At 53.8% G+C, this 19,838-nt stretch carries 13 protein-coding genes and 1 tRNA gene; 3 read left to right on the forward strand and 11 right to left on the reverse strand.

From position 1 onward, the window contains the following. Nucleotides 1-26 precede the first annotated feature (26 nt). From G497_RS0101655 to murI, 3 genes are all read left to right on the forward strand, one after another. A tRNA-His gene (locus tag G497_RS0101655) sits at nucleotides 27-102 on the forward strand. A gap of 120 nt (nucleotides 103-222) precedes the next feature. Next, a complete protein-coding gene (locus tag G497_RS0101660) occupies nucleotides 223-1,125 on the forward strand; it encodes a pyridoxamine kinase (RefSeq protein ID WP_027186843.1) in 903 nt (300 codons plus the stop codon). Nucleotides 1,126-1,145: 20 nt separating this feature from the next. Next, the gene (gene murI / locus G497_RS0101665; RefSeq protein ID WP_051257744.1) at nucleotides 1,146-2,027 is read left to right on the forward strand and encodes a glutamate racemase; all 882 of its coding nucleotides are present in this window, start codon (nucleotides 1,146-1,148) and stop codon (nucleotides 2,025-2,027) included. A 349-nt stretch (nucleotides 2,028-2,376) separates the two neighbouring features. On the opposite strand, the gene G497_RS0101670 is transcribed toward murI, so the two are convergent. The 11 genes from G497_RS0101670 to G497_RS16195 all read right to left on the reverse strand — a co-directional run bounded on the left by G497_RS0101670 (nucleotide 2,377) and on the right by G497_RS16195 (nucleotide 19,545). Continuing rightward, nucleotides 2,377-3,123 (reverse strand): TRM11 family SAM-dependent methyltransferase, encoded by a 747-nt coding sequence (locus G497_RS0101670; protein WP_027186845.1) that lies wholly within the window; start codon nucleotides 3,121-3,123, stop codon nucleotides 2,377-2,379. Between the two features lie 86 nt (nucleotides 3,124-3,209). After that, nucleotides 3,210-4,121 carry a type II restriction endonuclease gene (locus tag G497_RS0101675; RefSeq protein WP_027186846.1) on the reverse strand — a complete coding sequence of 304 codons (912 nt, stop codon included), beginning with the start codon at nucleotides 4,119-4,121 and terminating at the stop codon, nucleotides 3,210-3,212. Nucleotides 4,122-4,385: 264 nt separating this feature from the next. Further along, nucleotides 4,386-5,276, reverse strand: coding sequence for a DNA adenine methylase (locus G497_RS0101680; RefSeq protein WP_027186847.1), 891 nt, complete (start codon nucleotides 5,274-5,276; stop codon nucleotides 4,386-4,388). Between the two features lie 826 nt (nucleotides 5,277-6,102). Continuing rightward, entirely contained in the window at nucleotides 6,103-6,444 is a 342-nt protein-coding gene (gene mazF / locus G497_RS0101690; protein WP_027186849.1) for an endoribonuclease MazF, read from the reverse strand. After that, nucleotides 6,438-6,689: an AbrB/MazE/SpoVT family DNA-binding domain-containing protein gene (locus tag G497_RS0101695; RefSeq protein WP_027186850.1), complete on the reverse strand. Its 252-nt coding sequence runs from the start codon at nucleotides 6,687-6,689 to the stop codon at nucleotides 6,438-6,440. Before G497_RS0101695 ends, mazF begins: the two co-directional genes overlap by 7 nt. Nucleotides 6,690-7,600: 911 nt before the next feature. Continuing rightward, nucleotides 7,601-7,828, reverse strand: a complete 228-nt coding sequence (locus G497_RS0101700) for a hypothetical protein (protein WP_027186851.1) — start codon at nucleotides 7,826-7,828, stop codon at nucleotides 7,601-7,603. A gap of 93 nt (nucleotides 7,829-7,921) precedes the next feature. Beyond that, the gene (locus G497_RS0101705; protein ID WP_027186852.1) at nucleotides 7,922-9,028 is read right to left on the reverse strand and encodes an NAD(P)H-dependent flavin oxidoreductase; all 1,107 of its coding nucleotides are present in this window, start codon (nucleotides 9,026-9,028) and stop codon (nucleotides 7,922-7,924) included. Between the two features lie 86 nt (nucleotides 9,029-9,114). After that, a complete protein-coding gene (locus G497_RS0101710; RefSeq protein WP_027186853.1) occupies nucleotides 9,115-12,357 on the reverse strand; it encodes a PD-(D/E)XK nuclease family protein in 3,243 nt (1,080 codons plus the stop codon). Further along, nucleotides 12,354-16,001 (reverse strand): UvrD-helicase domain-containing protein, encoded by a 3,648-nt coding sequence (locus G497_RS16185; protein WP_051257727.1) that lies wholly within the window; start codon nucleotides 15,999-16,001, stop codon nucleotides 12,354-12,356. The genes G497_RS0101710 and G497_RS16185 overlap by 4 nt, the downstream gene beginning before the upstream one ends. After that, on the reverse strand, nucleotides 15,998-17,368 hold the full coding sequence (locus G497_RS16190) for an ATP-dependent 6-phosphofructokinase (protein ID WP_051257728.1): 1,371 nt from the start codon (nucleotides 17,366-17,368) through the stop codon (nucleotides 15,998-16,000). The genes G497_RS16185 and G497_RS16190 overlap by 4 nt, the downstream gene beginning before the upstream one ends. Nucleotides 17,369-17,574: 206 nt before the next feature. Further along, nucleotides 17,575-19,545, reverse strand: coding sequence for a methyl-accepting chemotaxis protein (locus tag G497_RS16195; RefSeq protein WP_169726952.1), 1,971 nt, complete (start codon nucleotides 19,543-19,545; stop codon nucleotides 17,575-17,577). Nucleotides 19,546-19,838 lie beyond the last annotated feature (293 nt).

A 19,838-nucleotide genomic window follows, 5' to 3' on the forward strand; every position in this document is an offset into this window, starting at 1 on the left:
ACCAAGTAAATACCACTTCTCGAACGGCGGATGTAGCTCAGTTGGCAGAGCACCTGGTTGTGGTCCAGGTGGTTGTGGGTTCGATCCCCATCATTCGCCCCATATTTTGCGCAGCGCAGTGCCCAGGCACCGTGCTGCGCTCTTGTTTTTAGTGGTGTTCTTTTGTAAATTACTCTCTGGCTCTTGTTTGTCCTTTCTTTCTATTGCCAACAGAGGTTCTTCATGCCCCCATCCATTCCCCGCGTGGCTGCCATTCATGACCTTTCCGGCTTTGGCCGCACCTCGCTCATGGTGGTTATTCCCATTTTTTCCGCCATGGGCATTCAGGTGTGCCCCCTGCCCACGGCGGTACTTTCCACCCACACCAGCGGGTTTGAAAACTTCCGGTTTGTGGATTTAAGCGGCCCCATGCGCGACTTTTTGCACCACTGGCAAGAGCTTGGCTTGCAGTTTGAAGCGGTGTATAGCGGTTTTTTGGGCTCCCCCGGCCAGGTGGAAACAGTGGCGGAATGTATTGACACCTGCCTGGCCCCCGGTGGGCTGGCCATGGTAGACCCGGTGCTGGGCGACAACGGCAAGCTGGACCCCACCATGAGCATGGAAATGGTGGAACGCATGCGCTGGCTGGTGGGCAAGGCCAGTTGCATTACCCCCAATTTTACGGAAGCGGCCTTGCTGCTGGGGGAACCCTACCCCCATGAGGCACACACCCAAGCCTTGCCCAATAGCATGATAAAAGAATGGCTGTGCCGCCTTACCGACCTTGGGCCGGACGTTGCCGTGGTAACCAGTGTGCCCCAAGGCACAGGGGCAAGCCATGCCACCGCAGTGGTGGCCTACCATAAAAGCCGCAACACCTTCTGGAAGGTGGATTGTGAATATGTGCCCGCCTTTTACCCCGGCACGGGCGACACCTTCACCAGCGTACTTACTGGGAGCCTGCTCCAGGGCGACAGCCTGCCCCTTGCCATAGACAGGGCCGTGCGCTTTGTTACCCTTGGCATTCGAGCGGCATTTGGGCACGATGCCCCCCAGCGTGAAGGCATTTTTCTGGAACGGGTGCTTTCTTCCTTGAATGCTCCGCTCACCGCCAGTTCGTATACCCTGTGGACCGATGCTTCATGAACCAGCAACCCATGCCCATGATGAATACCCTAGATAACAAGGCCGCACAGGCCGACACTGCCCGCTGTGAACTGCCCATTGGGGTGTTTGATTCCGGCGTGGGCGGCCTTACGGTGCTTGCCGCCCTGGCGCAGCGCTTGCCCCACGAGCACCTTTTGTACCTTGGGGATACCGCCCGCCTGCCTTACGGCACGAAAAGTGTGGAAACCGTAACCCGCTATGCCTTGCAGGCCACGGCCAAGCTGGTGGAGCGACAGGTGAAAATGCTGGTGGTTGCCTGCAATACGGCCACGGCAGCGGCGTTGCCAGCTCTGCGGGCGGCCTACCCGCACATTCCAGTGCTGGGGGTGGTGGAACCAGGGGCCGCGGCAGCGGTGGCGGCTTCAACCACTGGGAATATACTGGTGCTGGCAACGGAAGCCACGGTGCAGAACCGGGCGTACCATAAGGCTATAGCGGCCTTGCGGCCTTCTGCCGAGGTGACGGGCCTTGCCTGTTCGCTATTTGTGGCACTGGTGGAAGAAGGATGGGCTGCCAGCCATGTGGTGGATGCCTATTCCGGCAGGGGCATGGCGGAAGTGGTGGCTGCGCGCTACCTTGCGCCGTTGTTTGCCGGGGCAGGGCAGAAGCCGGATTGCATTGTGCTGGGGTGTACGCATTTTCCGCCGCTGGCGGAGGCTATTCGGGCGGTTGTGGGGCCGGGGGTGGCTATTGTGGATTCAGCGGCGACCACGGCGGAGGCGGCGGCAGCGGTGCTGGGCCAGGCGGGCATTGCCCGGCAGGGCGGCGCAGGCCGGCATGTGTTTTTGACAACGGATGCGCCAGCGCGGTTTGCCAGAGTGGGGAGTATGTTTATGGCGGAGCCGATTGATGAGGCGGCGCTGGAGTTGGTGGTGCTGTAGCGTGTGGTGAAGAAGTCGGGCATGGTACGTTGGTAAAACTACCCTTTTTGCCGTATGCTTCGTTGCGGGGCAATTTTCCGGCGGGGCAGTATTTATATACAGCCCCTTGAAAAATCGCCCCGCGCCTTGCCTACGGCAAAAATTGTATCTTTTCACCAACGCCATGCCCGAACTCCACGTCCGCTCGGTATCGCCTTGCCTCCGGCAAGGTAATACCAAGCGGAGGCTAAGGTGGGGTGGGGATGTATACTCTAAAAATTATATTTTCGCATTCTGGTTTCAGGGGAGGACTTGGGTTAAAAAAAGAGTCTTGTAGTTCTCGCAATGACATTTAGTAGTATTTTTTTCATCACTTTTTAAATATAAATAGGTACTCATGGGCTAGGAGCAAAAAATTATATTTTATGCTGTTTGTCTTCCAATAACCTGTTGCCTTGCAATTATGCTGTTCTTTAATAATAATTTCTTTTGTTTTAAATTTGGCATGCTCAAAAATACGCATTACCTCAAAGCTCATGGGAATAATATGACCTTTTTTACGTGTATCTCCCATCAGGATTGCACAAAATTTATCTTTTTTTAAAACTCGGTAACTTTCTGCTGCGACAAGTTTCATTTGCTCTAAAAAAGATGTTACATCCAAGTGTGATAAATCATTCAAATTATTTTCGCTATATTGAATAATATTAGCATATGGCGGGTGAGTACAGACCAAGTCAATGCACTCGTCCTTGATGAAGTTTAAATTGCGGGCATCACCATGCCGAATGACGACACGCCCCGCATTTTCAGATTCAAAATCACATTTTACTCGGCAACATTCAAGCGCAGATTCATTAACATCAACTCCCAGTACATTGCGTTTAAGAAGTTTCGCCTCAACAAGTGTAGTTCCACCTCCAGCAAACTGATCTAGTACATAGTCGCCTTCAGATGAGTACCGAAGTAATATATTTCTAGGTATATATGGAGACCAATTCCCTCGGTACTTGGCATCGTGCGTTGCCCAATTTCCACGTTGAGGAAAGCTCCACACGGTATTCATTTCAAGTTCAAAATTGTCCGGCCCCCATTTTTGTTCTTTGTTTTTTAGCAATGAATACTACTCCCTCTGCATAGTGAGTGCGGTATATGTGATGCTTGGTTGGATTATAATGTCTATAAAATATACACTTGAAGGCATCAAAGTCCTTTAATCAAAATCTCTTCCAGAAACCCGTGGCTGAGCATGTTAATATTCATTACAAAGTCTGTTGCTATAAATGTTTCAAGCAATGGCCGTTTTGCTGTGTGCCAACCTTGACCGTCGGTTATCCAAATGAAGCCGACTCCTGGGGATTGTGTTACAAGCTCAAAAAGACTTTTAAATTCTCCAGCAACACTTTTTAATTTGGAACCGCCACCGCCATAATAATTGACCTCGAGCAAATAGATTTTATTCCCAGTATCGACGGCAAAGTCAAAATAACGATTTGCTTTATCCGTGGGCACGTCACGACCAAAAACAGCTTTAATCTTAGCAACAGTGGCTTGACGTAAGTACCGATAACCATGCCTTTGACAGATAGCCTTGATGTACACTTCACTGAGTGTCTCCATAGCATCGCCACTACGATTTTTGCGGGCATTGGTGTCAAGCCCCACTTCAACACCAATACAGTAATCTACAAGGTTTTTTACAGCCTTATCGGAAAAAATCTTGAGTAATCCACATTTCTCGGTAAACTCCACAATTTTAGCTATTTCATCTTCACTGTAACAATTTCGTTTAAAAAAAAGATATTCAATATCTCCACCCACGGTGGCAATACGAATGCTTGTGTCCCTAACAGCTATAAGAAGAGGGAGTACCGGCACAACCTCTGGATATGAGCGTATCATTTCCGCAAGCCGTTTTGGAAGGCTATCTTTCCCAAGAAGACTATTGAGAATATTTAACGAGATTTCCACTTTTGCCACATTGCCCAAAACTTTTTCCCACGCTACAAAAAAGCTATGCGTACGGATGGTGTCTTTGAGGGTAACTATTAAATTTTCAAAAGCAGCACTTTCGGACAATATTCCAAGATGCTTGTAGGTATCTACAAATTTCACAAAACCTCCTAGCAGCTATTCAGCCTGCAACGGTGCTTTAAACTGTGTTATTCGTCAAGAACCGCTGAGTACGCCTTGCAGGCCTTGCCTGCTTTGCAACCAGCAGACCTGCAAGCCCTGCAATAGGATTGTGGGATTATTTTTCCATTTTCCTAAGCCCAAACTTGGCCTCTATTTCATCTAGTCCTTTACCCGTTTTACCGCAGCATGGACATTCTGCACTTATCTCATATGGCATATTGGCGACCTACTCTTATTGTGTTCTTAACTGTTTGTTATCAACAATTCACTGATACTTCCGCGGCTCACACCGTTGCAGTTTATCATACGCTTTGCCAACACTCGGTCAATTTTGAATGCGTTGTATAATTTATCAAAAAAATCATCGCTAACATTGGAATTCTTTGGATCAGAATTACTTACTAGGACCCGTGCCCCACGGTCAGAGATATGTTCAATAAACTGGGCGAGTGCTATCTGCTGTGCGTCATCAAAAGGGGTTTCATTATAAGCTGTAAAATTTGCTGTTGCAGTTAGTGGACGATAAGGTGGGTCAATATAAACGAATGTCCTATCGTCAATAAAGTCAGATGATTGTTCGTAGCTTGCGCAATGGATATTTATATTTTGAAGCGAGTGGTGTAATTGTCGCAAGTTGTCTTCATCGCAAATCAAGGGCATTTTATATGCCCCCATTGGCACATTAAATAATCCCCTAGAATTTACTCGATAAAGGCCATTAAAGCATGTACGATTAAGAAAAATAAATAAAGCTGCCTTGAAAAGACTGCTAGATTCATCCCAGTTACTTTTTAAGTTATTAAATTCTTCTCTTTTTGAGTAATAGTAATGCTTTCTTTGTTCTGCATTAAGTGCCCAAAAATGGGCTTGAATCGGTGCAAGCTGGTTAACAAGTGCCGATATATTACTTTTAATTATGTTGTATGTGTTTATGAGCTCACGGTTGGTATCGCTAATATAAATACTATCAAAGCCAAGCGGGAGTAAATCAAAAAGAACAGCACCGCCTCCTACAAAAGGTTCACAAAATTTTGTAAAATATGTGCCAAGATTCTGCGGGTAGCGTTTACGAATCTCTCCAAGCAACTGACTTTTTCCTCCAGCCCACTTCACAAAAGGCTTTAGTGACTTCATAGTATTTCATCCAATTTGTTTAAGGCAAAAAAATGTTCACTTGTATTTCCATTTTCACTTGAAGTAGCTTTAAGTTTGCAACTCAGTCACTGCACTTCATTTGGTCTTCAGAGGAGAGGGAGGTCTCTGATTGACTTTCAAGCCACGAAAAACATCTTGGCAATAAGTATATTACAAATGACAAATATTGCCAAATAACAAAATTGAGTAAGAATATATGTGAAATTAAAGTCAAATGTATGTAAATTGTAGGTGTTGCCGAAGTTTCTCCATCCCACGCGCGCTTTGTTGCGCCCGCTTACTAATGCGGAGTGCTGTATGTTTGTACGCCGCTTACTTTTGTTGAGGTAAATTACCTTCTGTGGCACGCCCGTTAAAATTCCCCAGCCCATAACACCCACCTTACCCATGCTCGGCACGGTGTAATTCCCGCGCGAATATATTTGTGTAGCGTACGAGTCTTCGAGTGAGCGGAACAAATCTACCTGAGCGCGGACAGCAGGCTTAGCGGGGTCACGGGGTGCAACCCCGTGGGTGTGGGGTTGTTAGGGGGCCGCACAAGGGCCCCCTGACCCAAGCGGAGCGGATGAATAAAAATAAACCACAAGCTGGTGTGGCGCTTGCGCCGCAAGAACCCAAACGGAGCGGCAAACTAAAAAATAAACTACAAGCTGGTGTGGCGGCACGCCGCAAAAAACTATGCCTCCCTGTATCTGCCCTTTCTTGTCTTACGCAACATACAGCCTAACTACCAAAGAATACTGGATTCCCGCCTTCGCGGGAATGACGGTGCTGGGGGCTTATGCCTTGCCAAACGAAAAAAAATTCACCCCTCCACCAACGGCATAAACCTTGCCAGCACTTCCCTTACAAACCCCTCACCAACCTCCTCCTTCAATGCAGCCCCCCTTACCTGCCAATCCAAACTACGCATCTGATCGCACAGCACCACGCCTGTTGTCTGGCAGTCCGCCGGAAGCGCCAGTTCAAAGGGATACCCTTTGCTCTGGTTGGTTATGGGCACCACAAGGCACAGCCCTGTTTTGCCATTATACGCCTTGGGGGAAAGTACAAGGGCAGGGCGGTGTCCTGCCTGTTCATGCCCGGCTTGTGGGTCGAAATGCAGCCAGATGATATCGCCGCAATGGGGAACATACGCCTTTACCATGCTTCTTTGCCCTGAGCTTTGCCAAAGTCGGCTTCATGGTGCAGGTTTTCGGGCGTTACTCCGGCAAGCAGTTCTTCTAGTGTGAATTTTTTGGGTATGGAGGGAACGGTCACCCTGAAACCGTCTTTTTCAATGTGCAGTTCCACCTCTGCCCCACGCTCAATGCCAAGCTCGTTAATGAGCGCTTGCGGCAAACGTATGGCAAGGGAATTGCCCCATTGGGAAACTTTTGTCTGGTTGTGCATACGGGGATCCTTTGTATATCTTCAAGATATACATGCGCGCTACAAAATGCAAGTAGTATTGATTTTCCGCTTACCCCATCTCTTCCCGCTGTGCCCATTACCTTCAACGGCACAATCGTTACCTACCCTCTCCCCGCCTCAAGCGAACCTACCCATAGCCCCACCACCCTCTGCGCACTTTGCTGCGCCCGCTTACTCATGCGCAGCGCAGTGGTTTTCCCTCCATCCTTTGCCGTGCCCGTTACCTTTAGTAGCGCAGGCCGTGCGTACCCTCAGTCCTTCTCAGGCGAACCTACCCATAGCCCCACCACCCTCTGCGCGCTTTGCTGCGCCCGCTTACTCATGCGCAGTATGGTCTTATTGTTGTCACTGAATAGAGGTGAAGTATTTACCGTCTATGGCAAGGCTGTTAAGCCAAACCAGCCCACACAAAATGAGCTTACCCATAGCCCCACCCCCCTCTGCGCGCTTTGCTGCGCCCGCTTACTCATGCGGAGTGCGGTAGTTTTGTTGTCGCTTCCCATTGCCGTGGCTATTACCCTCTGTGGCACGCCCGTTAAAATTCTCCAGCCCACACCCTCCACCTCATCCATGCTCTGCACGGTGTAATTCCGCGCGAATATATTTGTGCAGCGTACGAGTCTTCGAGTGAGCGAAACAAATCTACTGAGCGCAGGGCGTAACCTAGCGGGGTCACGGGGTGCAACCCCGTGGGTGTGGGGTTGTTAGGGGGCCGCACAAGGGCTCCCTAACCCAAGCGGAGCGGCAAACAAAAAAAGAAACCACAAGCTGGTGTGGCGCTTGCGCCGCAAGAATTCACATACTCACGCTTTTTAAAAAGCTGGTGTGGCGCTTGCGCCGCAAGAAACTATGCAGTCTCGTTTCTTAAAAACTGAGAGCGTCAGCCCCTTCTACCTCCTGTAAGGATACCTCCCCTTCACCTTATTCATAAAAGACCAATTAGAATTCCCGTCATCCGCCCAGGCGTCCCATACTTGAGCTTCTTGTTCATAGGGGTCGCGGAACTCCGCAGTTTTCTGCTTTTGTGTTGTTCCAGCGCACCCAGCCACCAGCACAGCAGAACTACACAAGGCCAGAACCACAGCTTTTTTCATCATTCTCATTATATGTTCAGACATTTCATTCTCCTAAAATTACAGTGTATGCCACTAAAAAAGGACGTTACAGCCACGCTGCAACGCCCTTTATATGTGTAACTCTAGCGGTAGCTACTAAGCGCGGGCCGCCTGAACAGCAGCGTCATATTCCACTTGGAGGCTATGAATCAGTTCTTTCACGGTGGTAATGCAGTCTACACGGGGGCCATTGGCCCCGATAAAGGCAAAACCACGGTCCAGGTTACCCTTCATGGCATTAAGCAGGGCCTGGGCAATGCAGTAAGGGGACGTTTCCGGGTCGCAGGTGGAAACGCAGTGGAACACGCATTTAAAGTTCTTTTTGCCTTCTTCCAGCGCTTCAAGAAAGCGCCCGCGAATGGCCCGGCCAGGCATGCCCACCGGGCTTTTAATAATAGTAAGATCTTCTTCTTTGGCATTTACAATGGCTTGTTTGAAGCGAATATCCGCGTCGCACTCTTCCGTGGCCACAAAACGGGTGCCCATTTGCACGCCAGCCGCGCCCATGGTGAGGTATTTGTGAATGTCGCCGCCAGTGTATACGCCCCCGGCAGCAATAACAGGAATAGCCCTGCCGTATTTGTCTTCAAAGGGCTTGAGGCTATCGAGCACCTGGGGCAACACTGTGTCCAGGGAATATTCAGGATCATTGAGGTCTTCGGGTTTGAAGCCAAGGTGCCCGCCAGCTTTTGGGCCTTCCAGCACAAAGGCATCGGGCAGGTAGTCGGCCTTCAGTAGCCATTTTTTGCACAAAATGCTGGCTGCGCGGGCGGAAGAAATAATGGGAACCAGCTTGGTTTTAAAGTCTTCTTTCTTTTCTTCACACATGGTGCGAAAAATTTTGGGCAGTTCCATGGGCAAGCCTGCGCCGGAAAAAATAACGTCTGCCCGGTTGGCAATGCTGGTGCGTACCAAATTGGAAAAATCGGTCAACACAACCATGATATTTACACCCAATACGCCATCAGTCAGGGCACGGGCTTTTACTATTTCAGCAGCAAGGGCACGTGCGTTTGCTGTTTGCGGATCTTTGGCAATATCGTGCTCACGCATGCCAATCATGGCGCCAGCAATAACGCCAATGCCACCCTCTGCAGCCACTGCGGCAGCAAGGCGGTGCAGGGAAATACCTACCCCCATGCCACCTTGTACGATAGGAAGTTTGGCGGTGAGATCGCCGATTGATAACGAGGGAAAAGGCATTCGTTTCTCCTTGAAGAGTGCCGTGTGTATTCACGCGGCGTTTATCAAAAGCATTAAGCTTATAGTATAAGGCAGGGGCATGACCCCTACAGGGATATCATACACGTTTTTTTGCATGAACACCAGAGGCAATGTTCCCCTTGCCGCGGAAAATAGACAGAAGATTCTGCCATGTGCCGAATGAGGAAGGAAACCAGCAGGGGAATTTGGGCGTGTATGGCATGTAAACGAGTTTCCGGCTCGGCATACGGGGCAAACAGGGGGTGTTCTTCCCCAAAATCGGCAAGGCCAACAAAGGCGGCGTCCCACAGGGGAACATGTTCCGGCACAAAGGAAAGCTGCCCTGTTTGCCGGGCCATGCTGCACAAATGCAGGTAAAAGGGCAACTGCACACGGGGCAGGGCGGCTGCTACCCGTTCCAGGGCCATGGCGTCGCGTTCCGGCGTGCCGGGTTGCCAGGTGGCCATGTGGTCCCACAGGGCGGAGTTGTGCCATACCCCGTGGTCTGGGCGGGGAATGGAGCCTGTTTTATAGTCCAGTATTACAAGGCCTTTTTCCCGCATGTCAATACGGTCAAGCTTTCCTTTAAGGCGCAGTGCCTGGCCCCCGTAAAGCCGTGGCCCTAGCTCTTTCCGTTCTGCCCCAATTCCTTCTACAGGGCAAAAGGGCACTTCAAGGAAGTGTTCCACTGCCAGGGGCATGGGGGCAAGCTGCATTTGCGCTTCCAAAAAGGCGTGCAGGCGAATGTTGGCTGCGCTTTGCAGCATGGCCCCGGCATCTGCTGGAAGGGTGCCGGGCAGGGGGGAAGCCTTGAGGCAGGCGGTGAATGTTTCCTGCATGAGGTCTTGCAAGGCCTCTGGCGAAGCATCTTCCGGGGGAAAGGGCCTGCCAAGGCAGGGAGTGAAAAATTCCTGTAACGTTTTGTGCAGCAAGTTGCCCACTTCCAGCGGGTCGTCGCGTTCCTGCGCTTCATCTGGTTCTGCAAGGTTTGCCGCCCGTTCATGAAAAAACTGTACCGGGCAACGCAGGTAGCTTTCCAAAAGCGAAGCGGAAACCCCGCGCCCCAAGGTGGCGTGCACCAGGGCAGCCGTGTCCGGGGTGGCGGCAATGGCGCGGGTGTGGCTGGCCTGGGGGGCCAGGCTGGTGGCAAGGGTTACGTAAGGGGCGGTGCTGCCGGGTTCATGCACAAGGCAGCCCTGGCGTTTTTCCTGTTCCCACACCAACTCTTCCACAAAGCGGCTTTTTTGCTGTTTTTGTTCAAGGCCAGCATCGGCCCCTTGTTGCCACAGCAGCACCACTTCTTCCGCCCCGGCCAGCAGGCGGAAAAAGTGGTAGGCGCTTGTTTCATTGCGGCCTGAAACAGAAGGCAAGCCCAGTTCTGCCCGCAATGTGTCTGGCAGCAGGGGGTCGCCCATGGGGATGCCGGGCAGGTTTTCATCGGTGGCATCCAGCACATACACGCGCTTGAAGGAAAGCAGGCGTGTTTCCAGCATACCCAGCACCTGGGTGCCCACCAGCGGGCTGGCGGTGAAGGGCACGCGCTCTGCATCCAGCAACTGGCGCACAAGGTTGAACAGCGTTTGGCGGGGCAACTCTTCCCCGGCCAGGGAGCTGTGTAACAGTTCCGGAATGACGGATTGCAGCAGGCGGTGCAAACATTCGCCGTCAATGGGGAAGCGTTCCCACAGTGCTGCGCCGTGTTCCAAGAGCAGGGCACAGAATTGTTCCAGGGCAGCGCCAAGGGCTGCCGGGGTGTTGGGGCTTTCAAACGCTGTCAGGCTGGTGTTCAGGGTGGTGTCCAGCAGGTGCAGCAGGGTTAGGGGGGGCACCTGGCCGGGGGCCATGCTGGCGTATTCTTCCCGCAGCAGGGTGAAGGGGGCCACAAACAGCGCGCCGGATTCGCGGATGGATTTTTCCAGCCTGTGCAGCTCGCCGCGCAAGGAAAGGGTGGCATCGGCAGTGCCAGCCGTGTTTTGCGCTGCCTGCCCGGTGGTGGTATTATTAGTTAAGGTTTGGGAGTTTTCCTGTGCCTGCACGCTTGGGGAGAGCATTTTCAGGTAGGGGTGGCGGGCAAGGTCCACAAGGTCGCGCCAGTAATAGGTATTTCCCCGGCGTTTTTCTTGCAGGGAAAGCAGGGTGTGCAGCAATTGGGCCAGGGGAGAGCGCCCAAGGGGATAGCCCATGGAAATGTTGCAGTCTTCCTTGGGCAGGTGGTGCAGGGCAGGCAACAGCAGGCCACTTTCCGGCAGTACCACGGCAAGGGGAGCAGACCAGCGTTCTTCGTAGGCCGTTTCTGTTGGCTGGGCGTCATTTTCGGGCTTACTTTCGGGTATACTTGGCCCCCGTTCCGCCCGCTCTTCGTTGCGCTGTTGCGTCAGGTGCTCTGTCAGGGCATTCAACTGGGAATGCAGGTCAAACCCTTCATAAAAGGTCATGCGCGGCGGTGTGTGCGGGGTTTCCTCTTCCACCGGGGTAATGTGGGTGCGCCAACTGCTGGCCCAGGCGGAAAAGGTGCGGCAGCTCCAGTGGCCGTTGTGCGGGGTGCCATGGGCATTTGTTTGGCGAGCCTGTGGGGTGTGGGGGGCGGTAAGGGCCGGGTCTGCATGCAGCACCACCCTTGCCCCGTGGTCTTCCCACAGGCGGCGCAGCAGCAGGTCTTCCGCACCGGTAAGGGTGTGGAACCCGGCAAAAAACACGCTGCGCTCGCCGCACAGGGCGTCGGGCAGGGCACCGCCCCCGGCGGCATGGCGCGCCGCAAGAAAGGCGCTGTGCCCTGGGGTTGTCCAGCCGCGCTGGGCAAGGGCTTGTTCATAGCGGGTGAACAGGTGGGCAAGGCGTGCCAGCAGGGCCGCTGCAAAGGGGGTTGTTTGCCCTTCCATGTTGCGAAAATTTTCCGGCCTGCGCAGGTGGGTGAAGCATTCTTCAAACAGGTTGGCAAGCCGCACCCCCCAGGGGAAAAAACGGTCTGCGTCCATGCCCGCCAGCAAAGGTGGGGCGTCGTCCCCGGCATTGGCGGCTTCTTCCCTGGCAGAAGCCAGCAGCAGCCCTACTCTGTCTAGCAGGCCAGCCTGCCACAACGGGGTTGCCACAGCCATGCGGCACACCTGCCCCACCACTTCGCTTACCGTAAGCATGGTGGGCATGACCAGCGGGCGCGTTACATAGGGGGCTGTTGCCAAAAGGCGCGTCATGTATTGCGCAGCCCGGCGGTGGGGGAACACAAACACCGTTTCTGCAAGGGGGCGTTCCCCCGGTTGGCAGGCTAGGTGCAGCAGGGCAGGCAGGAAATTTTGGTGCCAGGAAACAAGGGTAAAGGGCAGGCCACTCACAAAGGCACCTCTTCAAGCCGCCGGGCGTCAAGGTAAACGAGCAGCCCACGCACAGGGCGGTTTTGTGCTTGGGCCAGCAAGCGCATATAGCGCTGCATCTGTTCATGGTACTTGGGGCTTGGTGCGCCTGTTTTATAGTCCACCACCAGTAGTCCGGTGCGGCCTTCGTCTACCATCAGGTCAACTCGCAGCACGCTGCCATCTGCCTCCATAAGGGGCTGTTCGCGCCGCCCATGGGCCAGCCAGTGTTGGGCCTGTGGTTGCCCGGCAAACCAGTGCAGGGTTTCTTCAAGCTCTGCCCGTGCTTCCGGCGGCAAGGCCAGGGGCAAGGGGAACAGGCGCAGGGCCATATCTACCGCCAAGGTGACGGCTTTGCCAAAAGGAGAGGTTGCGGGTGCCGGGGCAGGCTTTGCCAGGGAAAGCAGGGGCATGGCAGCTTCCACTGGTTGGGTTTTGGTTGCTTTTTCCAGCACCAGATGTTCCAGGCACAGGTGGGTAAGGGTGCCCCGGCGTTCCGGCGTAAGGGCTGCGCCGTGCAGCACGGAACGGTAAATTTTCAGGCGGGGCAGCCACCCCATGGGCCGCCATGCTTCCTGCCCTTGGGCAGAATCTTCAGGAATAATGGGCAGCAGTGGGGCATGGGGTGCTTCTGCCAGTAACCCTGTGAGCCATTGCGGGGAAGTGCTTGCAAGGCAGGGGTCTTCGCATTCTTCTTCTGGTGGGAAGGGCTCGGCAGGCATGGCGCTCTCTGGCTCTTTGCCTCCTGGTATGGCTTCGCCTGCCATTGCGGATTCTTCGCCTTCCTCGGCATCCTCTGCGTCCAGTGTATCCGCTTCGGCCTCAATTTGTTCATGCCGAAACAGGTGGGCCTGGGCGCTATGCAGGTACAGGGGCAACAAAGTTTCCATGGCACGGGGCAGGGGCGTGCTGCCTGCTTTGCCTTCCGGCAGGGTAATGAAGGCGTGCAGTTCTTCTCGCGGGCGTGTCCAGGCAACGTATAGCAGGTTCAGCGTTTCCAAAGCTTCTGTTACGCAGGCGGGGTAGTAGGTGTCTGGCAGGTGCTTGTCTGCCTGCACCAGTATGGGGGTGCCTTCAAAGGTAACGGCTTCAAGCTGGCTGCCATAGGCCGTGCCCCCGTGGTGGAAGGGCAGAATAACCACAGGAAATTCCAGGCCTTTTGCCTTGTGCATGGTCATAATGCGCACGGCGTTCATGCTTTCGGGCAGGGGGAGCTTTGCCCCTTCTTCCTGCTTTTGCCAAAATTGCAGGAACCCGGCCAGGGAGGCGGCCCCTTCCTTTTCCGCCACGTGGGCCAATTCCAGCAGGCGGCGCAGAAACGGCGCTGCTTCCGGGGTAGTGTTCCACAGGTCGAAGCGGGAAATGGCTTCATACAGGGTGTCGTAGGCGCTCATAAGCCCGGCTTGCAGGTAAAACGGTGCAAGCCATGTGTTCCACTGCTGGGGAAAGCTTTCGGCAAAGCGCCGGAACAGGGGGGGGCGCGTTTCCCCCATGCTGGTGCGGGCCAGCCAGTCTGCCAGTTCCTGCCAGCCAAGGCCGCTTACCGTGCCAAAGCATTCCGGCCCGCTGATAAATTCCCAGAAGGCTAGGTCATTTAACGGGTAGTCCAGAAAGGTAAGCAGGGAAACAAGGCGGCGCACCAGGGGATTTTCCCCCAGGGTAAAGCTGTTTTCCGTCACCACCGGAATGTTCCAGGTGGTAAGCCACTGGGCCACCAGGGTGGCATGCTTGCCGGAGCGCACCAGAATGGCAATGTCGCGAAAGGGTCGGTTTGGCAGCAGTTCTTCCAGCAGCAGGCGGTGCAGGCGTTCTTCCACCAACGCTTCTGTGCCAAGGCCTGTGCTGGCCCGCACCTCATACAGCACCACTTGCCCCTGGTCTGTCTGGCCTTGGTTTGCCGGGTTTTGGTCTGCTGTGGCGGCATTGCTGTAGGGGCTGGGTGGCGGTAAGGCCTGGGCTGCGCGGGAAAAAACAGCGGCAGTGCGTTTGGCGGCTTCCACCACAAAGTGGATGGGGGTAGCGGCAGGCAGCATGGCCTGCAAGGTGGCCTGGGCTGCTTCCGGCGTGCCCAGCAGGGTGAAAAAGGCGTTGTTGTGGTGAATGATGCCGGGCAGGCTACGCCAGTTGTAGGGCAGGCTTTCTGCCACGCTTTCTGCCATGGCAGCCAAGGTGGGTTCTTCCAGCACGGCATCGAACAGGGTGGCGTCGCCGCCGCGCCAGCTATAAATGGCCTGTTTTATGTCCCCCACATAGGTAAGGCTGCCGCCTTTGGCGAGGCTTTCTTCTGCCAGGGGCAACAAGGCGGCCCACTGTTCCTGGCTGGTGTCTTGAAATTCATCCAGCAAAATGTGCAGCAGGCGCGAACCCAGGCGGCACAGGGCGTCGGAAACACCCATGCTGCCTTCCAGCAACTGCCCGGCAAGGGCAGGAATGGCCACCGCAGGCAGTACCCCTTGCAGGCGCACGGCAGTGTCCAGCCGGGCAAACAGTTCATTGGCCAGCAGGCTGAGGGGGGCAAGGCGCATGGCTTTGGAAAGCACCCCTTGGGCGGTAACGGCTGCGGCATGGGCTGCGCACAGGGCGTGGTATTCTTCTTCCAGTGCAGGGCTTGCCTTGCCGAGTGAGGCTTTTTTCAGGCAGGCATCCAGGCATTCCTTGTTGGCAAATGCCGAGGTTGGCGGGGGCAGGTGGGCAGGTATTGCTGCCACCTTTGCCAAGAACTTCAAAAAATCCACTTTAGCCGCTAATTCTTCGGAGGCAACACCTGCATTCATGGTAGCAGCACATTGTTGCAGGGCCGTGTGCCGGGCGTGCAACAACTGCAGCAATTCTTCCGGCTGCATGGTGGGCAAGGCCTGCCCTTTGCACCGGCGGTCAATGAACTGCAACAGGGTGTAGTGCAGGGTGTTGCGGGCCATGAACCCTCGTTTTTTTCCATAAAAAATCTGGTTACGGCAGGCCGCGTGCAACGCTTCCAGCAGTTCTGCCCCGCTGGTGGTAAAAAATTCGGGCTGGCTGGGAGTATCTTCCGCGCCGGGTTGCTTCTGGACCTGTTCTTCACCATGGGGGGGGGCTGTAACGTCTTCTGTGGAGTGATTACCTGTGTCCTCGGCATTGCGCCAGTCCGGGTTGGCTTGGGCGAAGGCAGCCATGTCTGCCATAAGCCCTTCATACAGGGGGGTAAAGTATTCTTCCGGGGCAAAGCTTGGGCGAAAGTCCGGCGGCAGGTTCAGGGAAAGGGCGGAAAGCCGCACCAGGGAACTGAGCAGGCTGTCGATGGTACGAATATTCAGGGCATTGTAGTTTTCCACAATGGCCCGTACCCAGCGTTCCGCATTGGGCACAAGGGGGGTACCTTGGGGGGAATGGCCCTGCTGCCGTGCGCGAATTTCTTCCAGGGCAAGGCTTTTCAGGGTGCCCACCACCCGTTCCTTCATTTCAGCCGCTGCCTTGTTGGTAAAGGTGGCAGCCAGCAGTTCTTCCAGGGAATACACGGTGTGCGGGCGGCCCAGCAGGCAGCCGGAAGGGGCAGGCAGGGGGCTTGCCCCGGCAAGGCGGGAAAGAAACTGCCGGGTAAGGGTGTATGTTTTCCCCGACCCGGCAGAGGCGCTTATTTGTAAAATCATGTTTTAGGTTCCGGGGTTATGGCCACTTTCGGGGTGTGTGCTGGTTCCGTAAACAGGGCAAGGTTGGGGTGCCCGGTGGATTCCAGCACGGCCCGCCAGTATTCAGAATGCACGTTGAGCTTGCGGCGCTTGCGAATGACCAGTTCCAGGGGCAGGTGCACGTACCTGTCCATAATTTTTGCCACCACCATGTTGGTGCGGCCTGCCATGGCGGCATGCACGGCGTTTTGCCCAAGGAAGCCGCAATACACTTTGTCGTTGGCGCTGGCAGGCACAGAGCGGATAATATAGCTTGGGTCAATATACTTCATGGAATAGTGCACGTTACGCTGGTTCATGTATTTTTTAATGGCATTAATGAGCAGTTCTGCCACGTCTGCCAGCATGACGTTGCCGGAAGCATCGTGCCGTTTTGTGCGTTCCACAAGGTGCTGGCCTGCCCCTTCTGCCACCACCACCACCGCATGTTTGCGGTGGTGCAGGCGCTGTTCCAATAATTCCAGAAAGCCCCCTGGCCCTTCCAGGGCAAAGGGTACTTCCGGCACCAGCAGAAAGTTTACTTCCTTCTGGGCCAAAGCCGCGTGGGCGGCAATAAAGCCGGATTCGCGCCCCATAAGCTTTACCAGCCCAATGCCGTTACGGTAGCCAAGGGCTTCCGTGTGGGCGCACATGATGGTTTCCGCAGCCTGGAACACGGCTGTTTCAAACCCAAAGGACTGGCTGATAAAGTTGATGTCGTTATCAATGGTTTTGGGAATGCCAATGATGGAAATATGCAGGCCACGGTGGGCAATTTCTGCGGTAATACTTTTCATGGCCCGCATGGTGCCGTCGCCGCCAATCATATACAGAATGCTGATGTTCAGGCGCTCCAGGGCGTCTACAATGGCAGCCGGGTCTTGCGGCCCACGGGAAGAACCGAGAATGGTGCCGCCAAACTGGTGAATGTCTGTTACGTTTTCCGGGGTAAGTTCCACCACCTCATGGCCGTAGGAGGGGATGAACCCTTCCAGCCCGTAGCGAATGCCCAGCATGCAGGGAATGCGGTAAATGTGGAACGATTCCATGACCAGGGCGCGGATAACATCGTTGAGCCCCGGGCACAGGCCACCGCAGGTGACCACGGCGCATTTGGCCTTGGCACTGTCAAAATAGAGGTGCTTGCGCGGGCCTGCGGGTTCAAAATTCAGGGGGACAGATTCGTGCCCCTGCAATTCTTCAATATGTTCACTGTCTATGTACAGAGGAATAAATTCGTTTTCCACAAAGTGCACTGTGGGTGAAGGGGAAGCCGCAGTACAGCGCCCCAAGGTTTCAATGGTGGTATCTATGGTGTAGTCGTTAATGGTAAAGCTGGTGCTTGGCATGGGGAACCTCCTGTACGCGGGAATGGGACAGCGCGTAAGCGTTGGGCCACCATAGCCTGTAACAGCCAGCAAGTAAATAACAGGGCGTGGAAGGCTTGAAAACTCACGGTGGGGCCGGGGAAACCATGCACACTGCCCTGTGCTTTTGCCATGAAGGGAAAAAGCACAGGGCAGTAATAGGGAGCGGTAACGGTAGGGACTGTTTCTTAAGCCAGTTCGCCGATCAATCCATTCAATTGTACCGCCTGTTCAGCCAGGTCTTCTACAGCATGGGAAGCTTGCTGCATGGCCAGGGCTGTTTCAGAAGAAACAAGGCGCACGCCTTCAAGGCTTTGTGTAATGCTGGTGCTTGTGTTTGCCTGTTGTTCCGCAGCGGTGGCAATGGAGTGAATTTTACCTGCCACGTCTTCAACCAAATGCACAATGGACGTTAGCGTGGTGCCTGCTGTTTTTGCCTGATCAATGGCAAGGCTTACTTTTTCAGAAGCCATGTCTGCATTGGACATGGTGGCCTGGGTGCCGCTTTGGATGCCTGTAATAACATTGCGTACTTCTTTGGTGGCCATAACGGTTTTTTCCGCCAGGTTGCGCACCTCGTCTGCCACCACGGCAAAACCCTTGCCATAATCGCCTGCACGGGCGGCTTCAATGGCAGCGTTCAGGGCCAGCAGGTTGGTTTGGTCGGCAATGTCGGTAATAACGCTTAAAATAGAACCAATGTTGCGGGTTTGCTCCCCAAGGCCTTCCATTTGTTCTTTGAGCATGTGGGCCACAGTGTTCACATCGGCAATACTGGAAATAACCGATTGCACAGCACTGAACCCCTGCTGGGCGGTGTTGCGGGCTTCATCCGCATTGGTGGCGGCGTTGGAAGCGCTGGTGGCTACTTCAGTAACGGTGGCGTTCATTTGGGTCATGGCGGTGGCTGTGTCTGTCAGGCGTTCACTTTGGACAAGCGCCCCCTGGCTGGCCTGTTCCACCTGTACGGAAATTTCCGTGCTGGCAGAAGAAACATTGTGGGCCACGCCCTGAGCAGAGTTGGCAAGGGTAACAATGCGCTGATTGGCGTTTTCCACTTCATACTGTTTGTGCATAATATCTGTAATATCGTTCCAAACAGAAAGGGTGCCCAGCAGGTTGCCTTGCCCGTCGTTAAACGGGGCAGAAGAAACTTGTATAAACCGGCTGTTTCCCTTGTGGGTGCGAAATTCCCGTTCCACCTGTACCAGGCGTTTTTCCCGCAGGGCAATGGTGGAAGCTGTGGGTTTTGTTTTATCTCCCCAAATGTATTCACCGGAAGGCATACCGTAATAATCTTCAGGGTTGCCTGCACGTTCCAGTAAATTTACCATGTGTTTATTGGTGAACACGGTTTTATCGTCTGTGGAAAAGACGGAACACGGTACGGTAATGCCATTAAGCACCCCGCGGGAAAAGGCCAACTGCTTGTGTAAATTTTCTGTCAGTTCGGCAAGGCTTTTTGCCAGGGTGCCAATTTCGTCATTACGCTTAAAAGGAAGTTTTCCCTTAATTCCCTTACGGCAATTTTCCGCAAAAATACTGATAATTTGAATGGGCCGTAGGACGGATTTGTAGAGCACACTCCCCAACCACAGCATGGAAATGCAGGCCGCCGCCCCCAGAACCGTTGCTAACAGAATGGCCTGTTCGGTGGTGGCGTCTTCCACTGCCCTGAGTGCGGCAATGTCTTGGTCCAGCAAGGTATGAATGGTGGCAAGCTGGTTGGTTACCTGGTTGAAGGCAGGCAGGGTTACTTGCTCAAAAACGGCTTGGGCTTCCGCCACATTGCCTTCGTGTTTCAGTTGTTCAATACGTGTTGCGCTGGTGTGCAGGGTTTCATGCGGGCCACCCAACCCACGCAGCACTGTGCCCAGGCGGGGGAACAGATTGATAACTTCATTCAGTTCGTCGCTATAATACCACTTGCCAAAGTCGCACTGGGTGGGGTTGGTTGTGGCCTGTAATTTGTCTGTGCTTTTCTGGTTAATGTAGGCAGATACAGCGTTAATCCACCGTAAGTGCTGTACTTCCCGCGTGAGCAACTCTTTTTCAATTTGTGTGGCTTCACGTTGTTGCAGGGCAGAAGCATCAATTATTCGCAGGGAGTAGATGAAGTATAGGGCACTTGTAAGCACAAGAAGAAATGCAATAGACATAAGGAAGAGGAATTTTGCACGAAGGCTAACTGATGTGAACAGTGTCATGGGGGACCCTCTTGGCTTCTGTAGTCTAATAAAGAATGGTGGCTGGTTTATGGAATGCAGCCATGCAAATACAACACGTTTGCGGTTGCAAATGAAAAATATTGCAAGCGAATTTTTAGGAAAATTTGGGTACGCGCTTGCTTGTGTATTATACCCCCAGTGCCGTAGCTTTTATAATGTAAAAGGTGTGGGAATTGCTCTACTTTCTTAGGCGCAGAAAGGGTGGCGGTGCCTGCCCTTAAATT

Origin of the sequence: Desulfovibrio cuneatus DSM 11391, assembly GCF_000430005.1 — a bacterium.
In the GTDB taxonomy this organism is placed as follows: domain Bacteria; phylum Desulfobacterota; class Desulfovibrionia; order Desulfovibrionales; family Desulfovibrionaceae; genus Frigididesulfovibrio; species Frigididesulfovibrio cuneatus.